A 19310-nucleotide genomic window follows, 5' to 3' on the forward strand; every position below is an offset into this window, starting at 1 on the left:
GGACAATACAGGAGGCAAAAATGCACGGAGCGTTGGCGTTAGTAGACTGGCTAATCATTATAGGGTACGTATTACTGATGACCGGTATCGGTATTTACCTACACAAAAAAGTTAAGGGCAATATGGAAAGCTACTTTTTGTCGGACCGCGGGCTTCCCTGGTGGCTGCTGGGAACGTCAATCGTAGCGACGACGTACGCAGCGGATACGCCGCTTGCCGTCAGCGGGTTAGTCTTGACCAAAGGGTTTGCGGGTAACTGGTACTGGTGGTCAAGCGCGTTAGCCGGAATGCTGGGCGTTTTCTTTTATTCCAAACTCTGGCGCCGGTCCGGGATCGTTACGGACACAGAGTTCGCGGAATTACGGTATTCCGGGAAGTCAGCGTCTGTCCTCCGCGGCTTCCGTGCGGTATATTTTTCGTTGATCTACAACTCAATTATTATTGGCTGGGTTAACCTCGCAATGGCAAAAATTATGGGTACCGTTTTTGGTATGGATAAACTCACCGCAACGATTATTTGTTTTGTAGTAACGGTAGTTTATACTTCAGCTTCGGGTTTATGGGGTGTTGTGATTACTGACTTTATCGAGTTCTGTACCGCAATGTTTACGACAATATTATTGTCGATAATCGCAGTCGTCAAACTTGGCGGGATGGGTAATATAATGGCGAAGCTTACCGAAAACTTTGGTGCGCAGCGCGCTATGGAGATGACACAGATGGTTCCCACGCCGGACTCTACGCTTATGCCGTTCACCGCGTTTTTGATATATATCCTGCTTCAATGGTGGACCACAGGTAATACCGACGGCGGGTCGTATTTTGCACAGCGTATGCTCGCTGCAAAAGATGAACGCCATGCGCGGGCTGGGTTTCTCTGGGCAAATATCGCGCATTATTGCTTGCGTTCATGGCCGTGGTTGATCATCGGCCTTGTTGCGGCAGTGATGTTCCCGGAACTCGCAAAAGGCGGGATTGATCCATCAACAGGTAAAGCGTTTGATCCTGAGACCGGCTATATCCGCGTAATGCTCGCATTTTCGCCGGTTGGGTTGCTGGGGTTAATGATTGCAGGCTTCCTCGCAGCGTATATGTCTACGATTAATACACAGATTAACTGGGGTGCGTCGTATATGGTGAATGACCTTTACCGTAGATTCATCGCTAAAAATAAGAGTGATAAGCATTATCTCAACGCATCAATGATCGCAACAGTCCTCGCTGCACTATTCGGTGCGATTGCAACGTTTATGATGAACTCAATAGTCGGTGCGTGGCAGTTGATAACAGCGTTTAGCGCAGGGGTTGGTGTAGTATATCTTTTACGCTGGTACTGGTGGAGAATAAACGCGTGGAGTGAATTATCCGCGATGGTATCATCGATTACTGCCACAGCGTTACTCTACGTATTTATGCCAGCAGTTAAGTTTCCTTATACACTACTCTATATTGTCCCTTTTTCGTTAACAACAATCGTTATAGTAACAATTCTTACTCCCGCATCAAAAGATGAGGCTTTGGTTAAGTTTTACAAAAAGGTTCGGCCTGGCGGGCCTGGGTGGGCGCGTATACGCGCAATGATTCCCGGGACAGAGGGTGATAAGATGGACTTCAGTAATTTTAAGGGCTACCTCGCAGCAGTAGGGGCGGTGTACTGTATGTTAATCGGGTTCGGTAAACTTATTATGGGGCCCGTATGGCAGGGTGTTGTGTTGATAGCAGCTGCAGCCGGGCTTGGAGTGCTTATCTTCCAGGTGTTTACGGATACTGATAAAAACGAAGTGAAACCGCTGGAATAATTTTATGATAAACTCAAAACGTATAGCATTGTTCGTCGGGATAACTTATGTTATATGCTGGCTGTCAGTACTACTGTATTACCTGCAGTTTAAACAGTTACAGCAGGATATTCTGACCATGGTATTTTTGCTGGTATACATGTGGATCCCCGCAATCGTAGCGATGGTACTAAAAAAACTTGTGTGGCATGAAAAACTTTCGGATTACGGGACAAAGGTTAAGTTTGTGTTTAATCCGTGGGTACTTGCCGCGTGGCTCGTCCCGGCAGTGTTAATGTTTATAACAATCCTGGTTTGCGGTATTTTTAACTTCGGCGATATTGATTTCACAGGGAAAGCGTATATCGAACGCATGATCTCAAACGCTGCGGGGAATGAGGAACAGATTGAAAAGTTTATCCAGCAGATTAATTCTTTGCCGGTACCGATAGTACTTATCATTTTTTTACAGGCACTGGTTGTTGGGCCAACAATTAACGCAGTAGCTGCGTTTGGTGAAGAGTTCGGATGGCGAGGGTTGTTGCAGAAAGAGTTAGCACCCGCGGGGTTTTGGCTGTCTTCACTAATCATCGGGATAATCTGGGGTGTATGGCATACGCCGTTGATTCTTATGCGTTACAATTATCCTGAACATCCCGTTGCGGGTGTTGGGATGATGATTCTTATGTGCGTATTCGCTGGGATGGTGATAAGTTACTTCCGTGCGAAGGCTGGGAATGTTTATACCGCTGCGATTTTTCATGGAACCTTTAACGCAGTTGCTGGGCTCGGGGTGGTTACCATCAGCGGGGGTAATGATTTGACGATAGGGTTTACCGGTGTTGCAGGGATTATTGTGCTGGCGGTTACTGCGTTAATATTGTGGCGGTTCGATGCGAATACTCATCCGGTGAACCAGGCAAAAGTTTAGTTTAGGGGACGCTACTTCAAAAGTTTCACTCGCTCAACAACTTGTTCACGCCGTCCTCGATGTTTTTCAACGCTTGGGGGACTGTGAGGTCGCCTCTCCAGCTGAGATCCATGTTTTTTGACCATATTTCTGCCAGCCCGCCGCCTTGCCCGCCGAGTTTTGGCACGCTAGGCAGCCCCCGCGCGTATTTCAACGACTCGACAAACACTTCTTCTTTATACGGCGTGTCAGGACGGATGAAGTCCGGGGAGGCCAGTACGGACCACCGCACGGGTACCCATTTAGCTTTTGCAATAAACTTTGCAGTGTCTTTGCTAGTCAACATTTTAACGAGTTCCCATGATTCGGGTTTATACTTGCTGCCGGACCATATACAAAACGATTCTCCGGTATAACGCGGTACGCGGGTACCGTCCGGCCCTTTCGGCGGTAACGTCACGTCCCAGTTGAGCTGCTGGTTTTTGCAGAACTCGCTGATCGTCGCCCACGGGACGTAGACCATCATTGCCACGCGGTTGGTCATAAACAGTTCCGTACTATTGCCCATCTCGGACATCGCGGTACCGGTTGTCGTAGATTTCGCGTTGATCAGGTCCACCCAGTACTGCATCGCGTACTGCGCTTGTTTCGAGTTTACCACGCACCGGGTTAAGTCTTTGTTAAACATATCCCCGCCTGCCGGCCAAATCCAGGGCAGCGCGCCCGCCCAGTAGGTTATCGGCGCGAGCGTACCTTTTTGGTCGTCAGTACCGTCTTTGTTTGTGTCGACAGTAAGTTTTTTCGCAGCGTCCGCATATTCTTTCCATGTCCAGCTCGGCGTGGGGTACGCAACTTTCGCGGTGTCAAACAACGTTTTGTTGTAGTACAACACTTCGGGCCCGCCGGTAACCGGGATACCATATATTTCACCTGTCGGCACAGCACTTTCGTCAAACGCGGGTTTTACAATATCGTCAATATCGTACTTATCGCGGTAAATATATTCCCGGAGGTCGAGCAGCGCGCCGCGTTTGCCAAAATCGGCTAACGACTTCGACGCGATGTAGATAACGTCTGGCGCGGCGTTCGCCGCCATCTGTGTTTGCAACTGTACCTGGTTTACGATGAGTTCCATCCGCACTTTAATTCCGGGATGCTTTTTTTGGAACTCCGCAACGGTTTGCTGCCACAACGGGTTGAGCTCCGCGCAGCTGTAGTACATTACCCGCAGCACGTTAGTGTCTTTCTTCGCGCAGGACGGTAAAAACAGTGCTGCTACAAAAAGTGTTAAAAAACAGGACAATAATTTTTTCATCTAAGTACCTCGTTAATATTATTTCTATCGTAACTAATTATACAAATATATCAGTAAACAGGATTGTGGTATAATATTGCTTGTTGTCAATGATAGAAACAAAATGTTTTAAACAAGGAGGTTTGGTTGTGATGTTATTTTCAAGATCAAAACTGTTAATGATCACTGCAACAGTAATTGCTATGTTTATATGTATAATCGGTTCATATACTGTAGCATCAGAGCCCGATATTAAACTCAGGTTTAAGCCGGAAAAGACATTTAAAATTGTCCAATTCACTGATACACAAGATGATGACAATATTGACCCCAGGACTGTGAAGCTTATGGACTCGGTACTGAATCAAGAACAACCTGATTTAGTGATATTCACTGGTGACAATATTTCAGGCAGAATCAAGAATGTTGAAGCAGCGAAGAAAGCGATAGACAATGTTGCTCATCCTGTTAATAACAGGCATATTCCATGGTTAATTACGTTTGGTAACCATGACAGGGAAAGTAACCTGCAGACAGGTTTAAATGCAAATACGATGCTGGATATATATATGTCTTATGACTATAACATAAACAAGCAAAGCCCGGAAGGCGTAAATGGAACTGGAAACATTAATGTACTTATTTACGATTCCAAAGGAGAAAAACCAATATTTAATATCTGGGCACTGGATTCGGGCATGAGTCCTCCAAAAACCATTAATGGCAAGCCATCAGGGCTGTCCGGATACGATTGGATCAGGCCCAGCCAAATAAATTGGTATTATAATACTTCAATGAAACTGGAAGAAGAGAATAAGAAAAAAATCCCGGCACTGATGTTTTTCCATATACCATTAATTGAGTTTGCCCAAATGTGGAATTCGAAGGAACGATATAACGTTACTGGTGAAAGAAATGAGCCCGAATGTCCAGGTGCCATAAATAGCGGTTTGTTTTCAACTTTATGGGAACGTGGAGATGTTAAAGGTGTCTTTGTTGGGCATGATCATTCTAATAACTACGTAGGTAATTTCTGTGGTATTATGCTTGGATATTCTGCTAATACAGGTTTCGGTATATATGGAGCAAGCGGTGTTCAACCCAATAGATTAAGAGGAGCACGCGTGTTTAACCTGGATGAAGACAATTTAAACACCGTTGAAACACATATGGTTTATGCCAGGGATTTCGGAATTCAATGATTTAATATGTTGGTGTAAATACCTTCTATTATATAATATTGCCTTCAATTACAAAGGAGATACCGATGCAGATTCTGCAGAAAGTGTTGATTGATGCGCTGAAATTAACGGCAATTGTATTTGTTACAATGTTGTTAGTAGACTACCTCAGCGTAATGACCCGCGGGAAAATCAGTGAGTTTGTCAAAAAAAATCCGTGGATGCAATACTTCGTAACGTCATCACTCGCTGTAATTCCGGGTTGTGTAGGATCGTTTATCAATGTATCGTTATACATCCGCGGGATAATAACTTTTGGAGCGTTAACAGGAAGTATGCTCGCTGCATCAGGGGATGAAGCGTTTATAATGCTTGCGATGTTTCCCGGTAAGGCAGTATTATTGTTCGCAATACTTTTTGTGTTAGGGATAATATTTTCGTTTATAATCGATAAACTTGTGCCTTTATTTAAAATCAGGCCCTGTGATACATGTGAACTCGCGGAACATGTGCATGAAGACGCTGCTATGCCGTTAACTCCTTCAGAGATCGTGGCGGAACTCCGGCATCCGTCGCTTATCCGTATAACCATACTGCTGGTATTGAGTTTTATGCTCTACAATATCAGCCGTGAACTTTTCATTGCGTATGTGATTGATTGGGAACAAGCTGCGCTGCTTGTACTAATCTTATTTGCGTTGTATGTTTCATTAACTATGCCGGTGCATTATCTTACGGAGCATATAGGAAAACATTTGGTTAAACGCCATTTATGGCGCATATTCGTATGGACCTTCGGCGCGTTGGTGGTGGTAGAGTTTGCAATGCTGTATTTTGACTTCACTGATATCACAAAGAATAATATGGTGTTCATTCTCCTAGCCGCTGTCCTGATCGGCATAATCCCGGAATCCGGGCCGCATATTCTGTTTGTAACTCTCTACGCAAAAGGTGTGATACCGTTCTCTGTCCTGCTTGCAAGTTCAATTGTGCAGGACGGGCATGGTATGCTGCCGTTACTTTCGCATTCGGTACGCGATGCTGCAATGGTTAAGGGGTTTAATGTCGTCATCGGGCTTACTATCGGATTAATACTGTTATTGCTGGGGATGTGAGTCCTGCCTGTACCGTTTTGACTCTAGTAGTAACATCGCGGATAAATATATATAATGTTCTTACATTCATTTATATAGATTACGGAGTTATTGTATGAAAACAAAATGCGCGGTGTTTATTATGTTCACGGTGTTGTTATTATCATTTTTTGTGATACCCATATACGCAGGAATACCTGCGGGGGGTGAAAACGTTATCACAATCCCGAAGGCCGCAGCAGCACCGATTATCGACGGGATATTTGATCCCGTGGAATGGCGGGTAGCCGCAAAAATCACGGGGTTTGTATTTCCAACGATAAATGATTGGGTAACACAGCAAACTATAGTAAATATAATGTATTCAGATACTGCTCTTCATGTATTCTATACGTGCTACGAAGACTTACCCGGGGAAATCGTTAAGGGCAGTACCCGCAGGGATTCAAAAGTCTGGCGTGATGATTCTATTGAAATCTTTATCTCCACCACAACAAAACCGGCGGAGTATATACATATAATAGTCAATCCCATAGGCACGGTTTATGATACACGCAGCGGTGGAGGTGAGACCGGGTATAAGTGGAACTCAACCGCGGTTATCTCCACAAAAATCAATCCGTCCTCATGGACTGTTGAGATGTCCATACCGTATGAAACAATAGGCGCGTCATCCGCACCAAAACCTGGTACGCAGTGGAAACTAAACTTTTGCCGGAATGAACGTCCTCAGCAGGAAACCAGTACATGGGCACGTACTGGGCCGACTTTTCATAACCAGGCAATGTTCGGGCTCGCACGGTTTGCTGCATTAGATGAATTCCCGCAGGGGTATGGCGTAACAAAAATTAACGATCCTTTCTACGGGAATAATACTCTTACTGCTCAGCTTAACCCCGGGATGTGTTGCCTGGTAACACAGTATAATAACGATAATAAACTTGTCTCAACAAAGAAGTGTGTGGATAAACAAGACTCAGCCGTGGTGGGATACAAAATTGATGATTTTGCGGTTACTGATATTTATCTTGAACTTCAAACCTCGGACGGGGATACGGTTTACCGCACAAAATACGGGATTACTCAACTGCTTAGTAAATACAGTTTCGCAGTTGAGAAAGCTAAGAAAATAGAATCTGTTTATAGCGATACTGCAGATATGTACAAACCTGTTGCTTCACTGATTTCCGGGATAAAGGCTGAACTGCAATCCGCGGAGAAAGTTTTAGCGCAAAGCCAGGAGCCGGGGGTTGATAAAAGTAAGAAACTGTTAGCCTTCATTAACCGCATAAATTTGCTGGAACAACAAATTATGGTCAGTATTGATACTTTAAAAGCTCATCCTGACGCAGTGTTTGGCCTGGCTACTGCGTCGAGTATGGACAAAATCTTTATCGTTGATAAACCATCACCGTTGAAATACAAAAATATTGTGGAGTTAAGCCTTGCAAAAAATGAAACTGAAGCTGTGCAGGTGGCAGTCATGACGTTTGAGAAACCGTTGAGGAATGTTACCGTAAAACCGTCACTCCCAACCTTGCCGGGAGAAAGTGTATCCGTTGCGTTGATGGGGTACGTTAAGACACAGGATCCTGAGATATACCGCGTCGACTACATCGGCTGGTGGCCTGATCCTATAATTGACTTCCAAACCAGCGCGGATGCGCAGCCAGGTGAGACACTGGCATTTTGGGTGGAAGTAAAAACTTCTACCTCCACACCGGTAGGGGAACACCGCGGGGTGGTGACAGTTACAGCAGATGGATGCCCGAAGATTGAGTTACCTTTTGTGGTTACTGTCTGGGATTTTGCGTTACCGCAATACGCGACGTTACCCACAGCGTTTACGTTCAGTGAGAACGTTTTACGCAATCTATACGGTACACAGTTTAACCGCGAACTTGAGTATAAGTACCGCGAGTTTATGCTTAGCCACAGAGTTAACCCTGACCAGTTATACCGCAGAGGATTACCCCCGAGGGAAACTATTCTGCATGACGTTAAGTATGGGTTGAATAAGTTTAACCTCTTCCATATGGCACCGTTTACAAAACAGCAGTTAGTGGAGAATCCGGAATTAAAATTATCACCCGAACAAAAGGAACGGTATAAGGTTATGATTGACAGTTATATGCCATTCCTACGGGAAAATAAGTTGTTGGATAAAGCGTATATCTACGGATTTGATGAGTATGAGTATGAAGCGTTTCCCGCAATCGCTGATGCGTTTGGTTATATAAAATCTATCGCTCCGGAGATACAGACAATGACTACCGCAAGGGATAATAGTTTTGGTACGGAAACTGAGCTTGGCAGTTGTATCGACATCTGGTGCCCGCTTACCCCGAGGTATGATATGGCAGTAGCGGAAAAAATAAGGCCTAAGGGTAAACAGGTGTGGTGGTATAACTGTATCACCCCGAGGTATCCGTATGCCAACTGGTTAATTGAAAACACTGCGATTGAAGCGCGGTTATTGCTCGGCGTTAAGACAGTAAAGTATAAAGCTGATGGTTATCTTTATTATTCCACCATAAAATGGGCAGCTAATAAGAAACCGATTGCCTTCGGGCCGTATACTGACTGGGACCCGAGGTCGTGGAATACTACAAACGGTGACGGAAGTATTATTTATGCTGGCCCCAACGGGCCGATGACAACTATTAGGTTTGAGAATATTAAAGACGGGCTTGAGGATTACGAGTACTGGTACTTACTCCGTAAGTTGTATGACAAAAACAAAGTGAAGCTATCAACAGAAGAACAGGCGGAAGTTGAAGCTTTACTCGCTGTACCGGATGAACTTGTGGAGTCAACAATAAAGTATACGTTTGACTCTGCGGTGTTGTACTCCGTCCGCGCTAAAGTTGCAGAGGCAATTCTTAAACTAAAACAAAAATAGTTTTTATTGGCTAAACGTAAATGTATTTTGAAAGACAAATTCATAACTTAATAAAGTTTATTACAAACGTATTTGTAATAACGCTCTTTTTTGGCTCACCCTCCTTTGCGGAAAATGTTAAAGGCCGGGTGGGTATTGGTATTGGTTATCCGTACTGCTCGGTAAAATATGGTATGGCATCGCATTGGGCAGGGGAACTGCGCAGTGCGTTTGAGTCCAACATATTCTCTCTCGGCGGGCGCGTGTATTATAACTTCACCCCGGGGATGAACCTTGTATTATATTCCGGCCTCGGTGCGGACGGGTTGTTATTCAATACTGAAAACACTTCCGGTGATGGTACAGCAGTCTCCTGTTTTGCGGGATTCGAATATTTTCTTAATAGAAACCTTACCTTGATATTCGACATCGGGCCGAGTTATATCAATGTGCGGGATAGTGTTCATCCACAAAATATTGCGTACAACACTGAGTGGATAATAAACCTTGGGTTAGGGTGGTATTATTAATATGAAAAGGTTGAATCAAATATTTAGAAATAGTATTTTTTCTGTTTTAATAGTATCAACAGTATTCTCATATGTCTATCCCTCGGGATTACATATCGGCTTGCCGTCGGCTGCTCGGGAAAATGTAAATACCTTATCCGACCAACAACAGTTTTATCGTACATTATCGTCACCCACAAATCTTCAGGTAATAGTGTTGTCGGCGTCTCAAATACGGTTAATGTGGAAAGATAATTCCAATAACGAATACGGATTTATCATTGAACGTAAGGAAGGTGTTAACGGTACTTATGCTCAGGTAGGAACCGTCGGGGCGAATGTTGCTAAATACGACGACACTGGATTGACGGAAGGTACTCAATACTATTACCGTGTGCGTTCGTACAACGGAGATCATGATTCTATACCTACCTCCGAAGAAAGTGTGACACCCGCGACTATACCGGACGGAATGGTGATGGTACCTGCGGGAAATTTTAACGTCAGAATAAACATTGGCGAGATAATAGTTGATAGCATTGACGCGGCATGTGTAAATAATGGATTTGAGGATGAACGCACTTTCTATCCATCAGGAAGTTATTATGGTAGGGGGTATCACCGAGCTTCTGGCATTTCTGGTGGGACACTGAATGTTGTTTGGAACATCGTTGTCCCGGTTACCGGTAATTATAATGTTTATGGTTGGTGGGCTGCCGGGACAAACCGTGCGTCTAATGCGCCGTATATTATTACCCATGCATCGGGGACGTTTACTTACCTTGCTAATCAACAGGCAAATAATGGTTCTTGGATGAAATTTGGCACATATCAGTTCAACAAAGGGACAACGACAATCGTTCAGACTAATAATGCAAATGGATACGTCCTGGCAGACGCTGTGAGGTTGCTTAACGCTGACCCGAACAGTATTTATTCAATTCAACCAGTATATCTTTCCTCGTTTTTCATAGATAAATACGAAGTAACAAATGAGCAATATAAGCAATTCATAGATACCGGTGGGTATAGTAATTCAACATACTGGTCAACTGACGGATGGGCATGGAAGAATAACCTAACACAACCAAGTTATTGGACGGATACAACCTATGGTTATACCGCAGTGAATGGACCGAGGTTGCCGGTGGTAGGCGTGAGTTGGTATGAAGCCGATGCGTATGCAAGATGGGCGGGGAAACGGTTGCCAACAGAAGCAGAATGGGAGAAAGCCGCACGTGGAACGGATTTACGCGCCTATCCTTGGGGTGATACGTGGTATGTTAATTACTGCAATTGGTACGACAATAGTGGGAAGCAGGACGGATATAGTAAAACTGCGCCGGTGGGAATTTACGAGTCAGGGCAAAGTTTGTACGGATGTTATGACTTAGCGGGAAATGTTTCAGAATGGTGCAGTGATTGGTTTGGGGCATCATATCCCTGGGTGTATATCAATCCCACAGGTCCTGCGTCCGGTACCAATAAAATTCTCCGCGGCGGTTCGTATGCGTCAACTTCTGCTGCATGCAAGGCAGATGTTCGGAGTTGTGCGGATTATAAAATTAGAGAAACAACGATAGGCTTCCGTTGCGTGAAATAACCTTTTTGTTCTGTTACACCCGGCGCATTTTTTATGCCGGATAACAAATGTACAAATACTATCTTCTATTTGATAAAATGTATTTATGATGAAAAACAAACAACAGTTCAAATATTTATACGGTCCGGTCTCCTCGTGGCGGCTGGGAAGGTCGGTAGGGATTGATCTTATCTCACGGAAAACAAAACAGTGCAGTTTTGACTGTACCTACTGTCAGTTAGGGAGAAACGAGAATGTAACGCTTACCCGTCAAGTATTTGTCCCGACTACAGCGGTGATTGCGGAACTCAAAAGTTTCCCTGCGAAAGATTTTGAGTACTATACATTCTCGGGTACCGGCGAACCTACCCTCGCGAAGAATATCGGGCCTCTAATTAAATGGTTAAAACATAATACTGATAAACAAGTTGCGGTATTGACTAACTCAACAACCATTATGCGCGCGGATGTGCGGAAAGCGTTACTCCCGGCAGACGTTGTGGTGCTTAAGTTTGACGCGGGAACGGAGACTGTATTTAAACACATTAACCACCCGGCAAAAGGTGTTACGTTCACCGGTATTATCCGTGGTATACAAATATTCAGGAAAATATACCGCGGTAAACTCGCGGTACAGCTTATGTTTGTCCCCGAAAATGTTGGGGAAGCAAAAATAATGGTAAACCTCGTAAAAACGTTTCACGCGGATGAAGTACAGGTTAATACGCCGTTGCGCCCCAGCGGAGCAATGCCGTTACCTAAAAAGGTTTTATTAAACCTAAAAAAAATGTTTGGCACCCGTGCAATTTCTGCGTATGATAAGATCAAACCCAGGGTTAAGCCTGTGGATACAAAATCCGCATTGTTCCGCAGGGGTAAACGATTGAAGTAATATTGTTTTTTTATATACGAATCGTGTGGAGTTTGTTATCATCTAATTATGAAAGTATAGGGTTAAAAGGAGAATTACGTAATATGCCGATTTATGAGTACAAATGCGCGGACTGCGGGTGTGAAGCAGAATATCTTGTTGGTATGGGCGATGCAACTGATACGCTTGAATGTAAAAAGTGTAAAAGTACGAAACTTAATAAACTTATGTCCGTATCATCCGTAAAAAGTTCGGGGAGCAGCGGGCACGTACATTCCGGCGGGTGTTGCGGTACCGGCGGGGGTGATATCCCTTCCTGCGCGATGACCGGGCAGTGCCCGATGAAACGGTAAAGTATAGACAAAAAAAATAAATATTTTTTTATTGACAAATCTTTTAGCGGGTTGTATCATCTAAATAATTAGAAGTATTGTATTGTTTAAACAAAAACTTACCATGTCAGGTAAGACAGTATAGACACATTGTTGTATCTCCCATAATGACAGAATTCTTGCGGTGCCGCAAACAAAATCATGATGATAACGTATTAATGTTTCGTTTATTGGTATTTGTGGAAAGTAGCAGTAAAAGAAAGGTTGTGTGGCACAAAATGAAGAAAATAAAAAAAGAGATCAATGGGAAAAAGGCTGAAGCCGTTGTAAAAGCGTGTTATGACAACGATATTAAGTTTATAAAACTTTGGTTTACCGATATTCTCGGGTTCCTGAAGAGTTTTTCTATAACAAAAGAGGAACTTGAGAAAGCGTTTACCGAAGGTATGGGGTTTGACGGGTCGTCTATTCAAGGGTTTACCCGTATCGACGAAAGTGATATGATTGCGATCCCTGACCCGGATACGTTATCGACAATACCTTGGCGGCCGACGGAGAACGGCGTGGTGCGTATGTTCGCGGATATCTATAACCCTGACCGTACACCGTTTGAAGGCGATCCGCGGTACATACTTAAACGCAACCTCGAGTATGCAAAAGAAAAGTTTGGGTATGACCATTTCTATGTCGGGCCGGAACTTGAATATTTTTATTTCAAAAATTCAAGCGGAACCGAACTTCTGGATAAAGGCGGATATTTTGACCTTACCCCGCGGGATGAGGCGATAGATTTACGCCGTGATACAGTTCTTGCGCTTGAACAAATGGGGATTAAGGTTGAGTATTGCCATCACGAAGTCGCACCGAGCCAGCACGAAATTGACCTTAGGTATACCGATGCGCTGCGGATGGCAGATAATGTTATGACCTACCGGCTGGTAGTAAAGGAAATAGCGTATCAACATGATGTTTACGCAACATTTATGCCCAAACCTTTGATTGGACAGAACGGGTCCGGGATGCACACGCATATGTCGTGCTTCAAGGGTAGTAAAAACGCGTTTTTTGATCCTAAAGGACAGTATTTCTTGTCAAAAGATGCACAGCAGTTTGTTGCTGGGTTGCTTAAATACGTACCAGAATCAACAACGATTCTTAACCAATGGGTAAACTCGTATAAACGATTAGTAACGGGATACGAAGCGCCAGTATATCTTTCATGGGCGCAACGGAACCGGTCCGACCTTATCCGCGTGCCAATGTATAAACCCGGAAAAGAGCATGCGACACGTATTGAGTTACGTTCACCTGATCCTTCATGCAATCCATACCTCACGTTTGCCGTGTTATTACGCGCGGGGCTTAAGGGAATGGAGGAAAAACTTGTTGTTCCTGAACCTGTAGAAGAAAATGTGTATCATATGCCCGAAGCGGAACGTAAACGCCGGAAGATCGGGATGTTGCCCGGGAGTTTATACGAAGCACTGCAGTTAACTGAAAAAAGCCAGTTGGTGAAAGAAACGTTGGGTGATCACGTGTTCACTGAATTCGTGGAAAACAAAAAGGTTGAGTGGGACAATTACCGTAAGTTCGTTACAAATTACGAACTTGAGAAGTACTTGCCAATACTGTAGGTTCGTTTGGGAGAATAATATAATGAAATTAAATGAGAAAACAGAGCAACAAAAAAAACGGAAACGCATAGTAGTGAAAGAAGAGGTATGTATCGGTTGTAAACTATGCGAAGTGTGGTGTACCGTAGAACATTCGCCGGTAAAAGATATTCTTAAGGCGTATAAACGTCAAAAACACGAACGGCCGTTGCCAAAGCTTAAAGTACAGGTACAGAAACCGTTGACGTTTGCGGTTCAGTGCCGTCATTGCGATGAGCCTGACTGCCAGTATTCGTGTATCACCGGCGCGTTGTATATCGATGAGAAAGATGGAACGATCCGGCATGATCCCGATAAATGTATCGGGTGTTGGACCTGTATTTTAGCGTGTACCCGCGGAGCAATACAGCGGGATGAACGTACTAAACGTATCGCGTCAAAATGCGATTTTTGTCCAGGCCGCGAGACACCGGTCTGCGTAGAAAAATGTCCGAATGAAGCGATGGTTATAGTAGAAGAATAATAAAGGGTTGTTTAATTATGGAAAAGTATAAGTATGTAATTATTGGTAACTCCGCTGCGGCAGTTGGTGCGATTGAAGGTATCCGCGTAAATGACCGTGACGGCAGTATTCTTTCAATTTCAGAAGAACCGCGTTGGGCGTACTCACGGCCGTTAATTTCCTACTACCTTAATGATGAAGCGGTAGAAAAACGTATGGGCTTCCGCGGGGAAGCGTTTTATCACGGGAAAAAAGTTGATTGCCTGCTTGGAATAAAAGTTATTACCGCAGATTTATCCGCACGTACACTAAAATTGTCAAACAAGGAAAGTGTTGGGTACGAAAAACTTTTGATCGCTGTCGGGGGAAAGCCTATAGTTCCCGAGATTAAAGGTTCAAATAAAGCCGGGGTGATGACGTTTACAACATATGCTGATGCGCAAAAGTTGAGAAAAGGCATTACCAGCAGAAAAAACAGGAGAGTTGTGATACTTGGCGGCGGGCTTATCGGCCTGAAAGCTGCAGAAGGATTGATTGAGGCCGGGGTGAAGGTAACTATCGTAGAACTTGCAAAACATTGTTTAGCACCGGTTTTGGACGAAACGTCAGCAAGGATGGTAGAAAAAGTTTTTGTGGATAAAGGATGTAATCTCTATCTAGGCCGCACGATAAAAGAGATTAAAGGTAAGAATAAAGTTATAGGTGTTGCACTTGATGACGGAACAAATCTTTCTGCTGATTTTGTAATCCTGGCAATAGGCGTACGTCCGAGGTTGGAACTCTTTGAAAAGAGTAAAGAGTTGAAAACTAACCGCGGCGTTGTTGTGGATAAACATTTAAAAACCTCGGTGGAGAATGTGTATGCTGCAGGTGATGTAGCAGAAGTGTATGACTTTGTTATTGACGGTTACCGCCCGGTACTTATCTGGCCGAATGCGTATTACGGCGGGAAGGTTGCCGGTATCAATATGTCCGGCGGGGATAAAGAGTATACCTGGGCGACAGGTATGAACGCCGCAGACTTTTTTGGCCTTGCAACAGTATCTGCAGGGATGATAAGGGTACCGGAAAACAATCCGCAGGAGTATGAAGTCATTACCCATCATGTTCCGGAAAAACAGGTATACAAAAAGTTTATCCTAAAAAACGGGATTGTTACCGGTATGATTATAATAAACGAAATCGAGCCATCCGGCGTGATCCTCGGACTTATGCGTGACAAAATGGACCTTTCTGCGGTAAAGGATAAACTCGTACTTTCGGATTTCGGGCTAGCATATTTACCGGAAGAGGTGAGGAAAGCGAAGGTGAATAAACAATGAAACAAGAACAGTTGCAATTATTAACAAATCCATATAATGAAGGTAAAGTAGTGAACGCCTGCGGCCTGTTCGGCGCGATGAACCGGAAAGGTAAAATGTTTTCCGGTACCGGTGTGATAGCTGCAATCGCCAATATGCACGACAGAGGTAATGGCCTCGGGGGCGGGTTCGCGGTATATGGGTTATATCCTGAACAAGCTGACTGTTACGCGCTGCATGTGATGTACGAAAATATAAGGAATACATTCCCCGGGCGTGAAGTTGCGGAACAGTTTATAAACTCAACCTTTGACGTTGTGAAAGCAGAAGAAATTCCAGTCCAAAAAACACCGGGGATTGTTAAAGAACCTCTTTTCCGGAGGTACTTTGTAAAACCCGGGACGAAGAAGCCGCCTCACCAGTCCGATGATGATTATGTAATTGAAAAAGTTATGGCTATCAACCTTGAGATCGCAGATACGTTTGTGGTCTCCAGCGGAAAAAATATGGGTGTATTCAAAGGTGTAGGATATCCGGAACAACTTGCAGAGTTTTTTTTGTTAAAAGAATACAGCGGGTACTTATGGACTGCGCATGCAAGGTTTCCAACCAACACACAGGCGTGGTGGGGCGGGGCGCATCCTTTTAACGTACTGGACTGGACAGTTGTGCATAACGGTGAAATATCTTCTTACGGTATTAACCGCAGGTATCTTGAGATGTACGGTTATCACTGCACAATGTTTACTGATACAGAAGTTATCGCATATGCGACTGACCTTCTTGCCAGAAAACATGGTTTACCCGTAGAAACTGTGATGGACGTATTTTCTCCGCCGGTATGGGAACATATTGAACGTTTGGAGGAAAAGGAAAAAAAGTACTGGACGGCTTTACGTCAAACCTATGGTAGTTTGTTACTTAACGGTCCGTTTGCAATTATTGTAGCGCATCAGGGTGAGATGATTGCAACGAATGACCGTATACGGTTACGCCCGATGTATGCCGCTACACACGGGGATATGGTCTACATATCATCGGAAGAAGCGTCGATACGGTTAATTGAACAGGAACTTGATAAAGTATGGATTCCCGTAGGGGGAAGCCCTATAATCAGCAGGTTGGATAAGTAATTTTGTATAAGCGAGGTGATTAGATTTATGAAGAGTAATATAATCTCAGATTTCACGGTAAAACGTGACGAAAATAAATGTATTAAATGCGAGGTTTGTGTCCGCCAGTGCGGGTTTGAGTGCCATCAGTACGACAAAGAACATGATGTCGTGCTTACTGACGAAACAAAATGTGCTGGGTGTCAAAGATGCGTTACGTATTGCCCGACAAATGCATTGGAGATAAAACCGCGGGATTTAGGTTATCGCACAAATTATAACTGGTCTAAAGAACGGATCACCGATATTATCAAACAGGCGGAAACAGGCGGAATGATTCTTACTGGAATGGGAAGCGATAAGCCGCATCCGGTTTACTGGGATAAACTGTTACTGAACGCCAGCCAGGTTACCAACCCGTCCATAGACCCTTTACGCGAACCAATGGAGTTACGTACTTATATCGGGAGGAAGCCGGATCAACTGGAAATAAAGGATCGGGAAGTAATAACTCAACTTGCACCAAATTTTAGAATAGAAATGCCTGTAATGTTTTCCGCAATGTCCTACGGTGCGGTAAGCCTTAACACTATGGAATCCTTAGCCCGTGCAGCAACGGAGTTTGGAACGACGTTTAATACCGGTGAAGGCGGGTTACCTACTGAATTACGGAAATACGGAAAAAATGCGGTTGTCCAATGCGCATCAGGACGGTTCGGGCTTGACGTAGAATATCTTAATACCGGAATAATGGTAGAAATAAAAATCGGGCAGGGAGCAAAACCCGGGATCGGCGGGCATTTACCCGGGGAAAAAGTAACACAAAAAGTTGCAGAAACACGGATGATTCCACAGGGATCGGATGCGATTTCACCTGCGCCGCAGCATGATATTTATTCGATTGAAGACCTTTCAATGCTTATCTGCGCGTTAAAAGAAGCGACGAATTATACAAAACCAATTTCTGTAAAAATCGCAGCCGTGCACAACGCTGCTGCGATTGCCAGCGGGATTGTACGTGCCGGTGCTGATGTTGTGGTAATTGACGGTATCCGCGGTTCTACAGGCGCCGCACCGAAAGTTATCCGTGATAACGTCGGGATTCCGGTTGAGCTCGCATTAGCGGCGGTGGATACACGGTTGAGGAAAGAAGGTATACGTAATCACGCGTCAATCATTATCGCAGGGGGGATACGGAGCAGCAGCGATGTAGTTAAAGCAATTGCATTAGGCGCGGATGCTGTGTATATAGGCACAGCAGCGCTGATCGCAATGGGATGCGCATTATGCCAAAAATGTTATACCGGTACCTGCAACTGGGGTATCTGCACACAAGATCCGTATCTCACAAAACGGTTAAACCCGGATATCGCGTCACGCAGGCTAGTTAACCTTCTCCGCGCATGGGAGCATGAGATTAAAGAAATGCTGGGAGGTATGGGTATAAATTCTATTGAAAGTTTGCGGGGTAATCGCCTGCACCTACGCGGGGTGGACCTACATAAATGGGAGCTCGATATACTCGAAGTGGAAGGAGCTGGAAATTAAATATGAATACCTTAACAATTGATAGGCAAATAAATACAGGTGTTGAATGTGTAAAACTTGATGCTAAGGGGAAACACTATACTGTATTGAACCAGGAACTTCGGAAAGCAGTTGCCAATGGCGCGAAGAATATTGAAATATATAATGTTCATGGTCAGCGGTATATAGGAACCAACCTTTATCCTTACGATGTAGCGAACCTTCACATAAAAGTTTTTGGCACTCCGGGGAATGACCTCGGGGTGTTCCTCAATGGCCCAAAAATTGAAGTGTTCGGCAACACACAGGATGCTGTAGGTAATACCATGAACGCCGGAGAGATTGTGGTACACGGCAATACCGGTGATATCCTTGGTTATGGTATGCGCGGAGGTGAAATTTATGTCAAGGGCAACGTCGGGTATCGCGTGGCAATTCATATGAAACAATTCCGTGATAAAGTACCGGCAGTAGTTATCGGCGGTGCGATGCAGGACTTTTTTGGTGAGTACATGGCAGGAGGAATAGTTGTTTTACTAGCGCTTGAGATGCCGGAAGACCATCGGCATAGTTCGTTTGTCGGGACCGGTATGCATGGCGGGAAAATATTTATCCGCGGAAATATGGAGAGTGAACAAATAGGGAAAGAAGTAGGGGTAACTGAGCCTACGGAAGACGAATATCGCGTGATTAACAAATATGTTAGTAAATACTGCGCATATTTTGGTAACTATCAACCGGAAGATATTATGAAAGATAAGTTTATTAAGTTGTATCCCAAAATATTACGGCCGTACGGGAATATTTACGCATATTAATATTA

At 44.3% G+C, this 19310-nt stretch carries 16 protein-coding genes; 15 read left to right on the plus strand and 1 reads right to left on the minus strand.

All coding sequences use genetic code 11. The features are described from left to right. Positions 1–20 precede the first annotated feature (20 nt). Positions 21–1799: a sodium:solute symporter family protein gene (locus WC955_00080; protein MFA5857441.1), complete on the plus strand. Its 1779-nt coding sequence runs from the start codon at positions 21–23 to the stop codon at positions 1797–1799. Positions 1800–1803: 4 nt separating this feature from the next. Further along, positions 1804–2709 (plus strand): CPBP family intramembrane glutamic endopeptidase, encoded by a 906-nt coding sequence (locus tag WC955_00085; protein ID MFA5857442.1) that lies wholly within the window; start codon positions 1804–1806, stop codon positions 2707–2709. Positions 2710–2734: 25 nt separating this feature from the next. Here WC955_00085 and WC955_00090 read toward each other — a convergent pair whose 3' ends face one another. Beyond that, positions 2735–4003, minus strand: coding sequence for a sugar ABC transporter substrate-binding protein (locus WC955_00090; protein MFA5857443.1), 1269 nt, complete (start codon positions 4001–4003; stop codon positions 2735–2737). Between the two features lie 131 nt (positions 4004–4134). On the opposite strand from WC955_00090, the gene WC955_00095 reads away from it, so the two are divergent. The 13 genes from WC955_00095 to WC955_00155 all read left to right on the plus strand — a co-directional run bounded on the left by WC955_00095 (position 4135) and on the right by WC955_00155 (position 19305). Further along, positions 4135–5184, plus strand: a complete 1050-nt coding sequence (locus tag WC955_00095; GenBank protein MFA5857444.1) for a metallophosphoesterase family protein — start codon at positions 4135–4137, stop codon at positions 5182–5184. A 65-nt stretch (positions 5185–5249) separates the two neighbouring features. Beyond that, a complete protein-coding gene (locus WC955_00100; GenBank protein MFA5857445.1) occupies positions 5250–6278 on the plus strand; it encodes a putative manganese transporter in 1029 nt (342 codons plus the stop codon). 94 nt (positions 6279–6372) lie between these two features. Further along, positions 6373–9159 (plus strand): glycoside hydrolase domain-containing protein, encoded by a 2787-nt coding sequence (locus WC955_00105; GenBank protein MFA5857446.1) that lies wholly within the window; start codon positions 6373–6375, stop codon positions 9157–9159. A 128-nt stretch (positions 9160–9287) separates the two neighbouring features. Further along, positions 9288–9668, plus strand: a complete 381-nt coding sequence (locus WC955_00110) for a hypothetical protein (protein MFA5857447.1) — start codon at positions 9288–9290, stop codon at positions 9666–9668. Between the two features lies 1 nt (position 9669). Continuing rightward, positions 9670–11250, plus strand: a complete 1581-nt coding sequence (locus WC955_00115; GenBank protein ID MFA5857448.1) for an SUMF1/EgtB/PvdO family nonheme iron enzyme — start codon at positions 9670–9672, stop codon at positions 11248–11250. A gap of 85 nt (positions 11251–11335) precedes the next feature. Then, positions 11336–12121: a radical SAM protein gene (locus tag WC955_00120; protein MFA5857449.1), complete on the plus strand. Its 786-nt coding sequence runs from the start codon at positions 11336–11338 to the stop codon at positions 12119–12121. A gap of 83 nt (positions 12122–12204) precedes the next feature. Next, a complete protein-coding gene (locus WC955_00125; GenBank protein ID MFA5857450.1) occupies positions 12205–12453 on the plus strand; it encodes a zinc ribbon domain-containing protein in 249 nt (82 codons plus the stop codon). A 257-nt stretch (positions 12454–12710) separates the two neighbouring features. Continuing rightward, positions 12711–14066 carry a glutamine synthetase family protein gene (locus tag WC955_00130; protein ID MFA5857451.1) on the plus strand — a complete coding sequence of 452 codons (1356 nt, stop codon included), beginning with the start codon at positions 12711–12713 and terminating at the stop codon, positions 14064–14066. 22 nt (positions 14067–14088) lie between these two features. Beyond that, positions 14089–14568: a 4Fe-4S dicluster domain-containing protein gene (locus tag WC955_00135; GenBank protein ID MFA5857452.1), complete on the plus strand. Its 480-nt coding sequence runs from the start codon at positions 14089–14091 to the stop codon at positions 14566–14568. A gap of 17 nt (positions 14569–14585) precedes the next feature. Then, positions 14586–15869 carry an FAD-dependent oxidoreductase gene (locus tag WC955_00140; GenBank protein MFA5857453.1) on the plus strand — a complete coding sequence of 428 codons (1284 nt, stop codon included), beginning with the start codon at positions 14586–14588 and terminating at the stop codon, positions 15867–15869. Then, positions 15866–16981 carry a glutamine amidotransferase family protein gene (locus tag WC955_00145; GenBank protein MFA5857454.1) on the plus strand — a complete coding sequence of 372 codons (1116 nt, stop codon included), beginning with the start codon at positions 15866–15868 and terminating at the stop codon, positions 16979–16981. Before WC955_00140 ends, WC955_00145 begins: the two co-directional genes overlap by 4 nt. Positions 16982–17008: 27 nt before the next feature. Beyond that, complete coding sequence (locus WC955_00150; GenBank protein MFA5857455.1) at positions 17009–18508, plus strand: glutamate synthase-related protein; 1500 nt, start codon at positions 17009–17011, stop codon at positions 18506–18508. A gap of 2 nt (positions 18509–18510) precedes the next feature. Continuing rightward, entirely contained in the window at positions 18511–19305 is a 795-nt protein-coding gene (locus WC955_00155) for a hypothetical protein (GenBank protein MFA5857456.1), read from the plus strand. Positions 19306–19310 lie beyond the last annotated feature (5 nt).

The sequence above is a fragment of the Elusimicrobiota bacterium genome (assembly GCA_041658405.1).
In the GTDB taxonomy this organism is placed as follows: Bacteria; Elusimicrobiota; UBA5214; order JBBAAG01; family JBBAAG01; genus JBBAAG01.